The sequence below is a fragment of the Thalassotalea eurytherma genome (genome assembly GCF_030161415.1).
GTDB classification, from domain to species: Bacteria; Pseudomonadota; Gammaproteobacteria; order Enterobacterales; family Alteromonadaceae; genus Thalassotalea_G; species Thalassotalea_G eurytherma.
Map to the genome: position 1 here is coordinate 1 of NZ_BSSU01000030.1, position 1,283 is coordinate 1,283.

2 protein-coding genes are annotated in these 1,283 nt (G+C 32.8%); both read right to left on the reverse strand.

Annotated features, from left to right (window positions below):
* Nucleotides 1-2: 2 nt before the first annotated feature.
* Nucleotides 3-350, reverse strand: a complete 348-nt coding sequence (locus QQK02_RS16380; protein WP_284209230.1) for a hypothetical protein — start codon at nt 348-350, stop codon at nt 3-5.
* Nucleotides 351-461: 111 nt separating this feature from the next.
* Nucleotides 462-1,076 carry a leucine-rich repeat domain-containing protein gene (locus QQK02_RS16385; protein WP_284209231.1) on the reverse strand — a complete coding sequence of 205 codons (615 nt, stop codon included), beginning with the start codon at nt 1,074-1,076 and terminating at the stop codon, nt 462-464.
* Nucleotides 1,077-1,283: the final 207 nt, after the last annotated feature.

Sequence of the window (1,283 nt, forward strand, 5' to 3'; positions counted from 1 at the left end):
CATTACTTTTTAGCCAAGTTATCCACTTGACCACTTAACTTAAAACCGTAAATAAAAGTAGGTAAACCCCAAATGGCTATTACCCAACCAGAAAAGCTAGGATAAATAAAAGCTACTGTAGCCAATAACATACCTGAAACAAATGAAATTTTCATGTAGCGTGTAAAATGCTGAATATTTGATTTGTAAAATTTAAAAGCAGGATCAAAGTTAAAAAGCAAAATAACAACGATAGAAGCCACAAGAGAATACGTAGCAAACCCACTATTTAATAAAATCACAGGAAGCATTAAACAGCCCCCTGTATAAGGAAAGAGTCTAGCGTGTTGCCTTTTAGAGTTGATTTGCACTCGAATCCTTTTGTAATGCTAACGCCCGCCTAACAGGCGAAAAATGCTTGGCTAAAATTAGGAACGAAGTGACGCAAGCCAAGCTTTTTGCGTCCTTTGTTGAGGCGCTTGTTATGCGCTCAGATGCCGACAAGCCTCTATTTCTATTGTTTTTAATTTTGTGCACTCCTCAATTCCATCTGTAGATACTAATTGAGGGCAATTATACAAATCTAATGACTCTAATTGTTTAAAGTTAGTTATACCGTTGAGCGATTGTAATTTACGAGAAGTTAAATATAACTTTTTTAACAAGATCATTTTAGAAATATTACTAAGATCTTCATTAGGGTAATTTTGAATGTTTAGTTTTTCTACGGATTTTAACTCAAAGATTGAAGTTAAACCTTTTGACCAAGTTACCTTCAAAACTCGTAATTTATCGAAATTTTCAAGGTTAAGTTTTTGCTGGGACTTAATTTGTAATCCAAGAACTTCTAACTGAGTTAAAGATTCTATGCTTTTAATATTTTTCGCATCCCAACAATAAACCTCTAAACTTTTAAGAAAAGTCAGGGCTGATAAGAAAGTTAAATCAGTATCTTTGAACCCAAACGAATCACTTAAACGTAAGGCATATATTTTATTCTTTAGCATGTGAGATTCAATTTTATCAGACCAAGCATTTTTAAGAATAAGAACTTTTCCAATACCATCTTCATCTTCTCTGACTTCGAAATTTGACATAGGACTCGACTGACGCATAGCAGTTTATTAGGCGGAACAATTGCGTGTTTCCTGCGCAATAACATTCTGCCTTTGTAAATTTTTAACTATTTATATCACCTTAACTCTTTGTATGTAAGACAAAGTTTTATTCATTGTTTGAGAAAAGGCGAAAAAATTAATAAATATTGGCGCACATTAATAATTACAACTAAGCTGTATGAATAT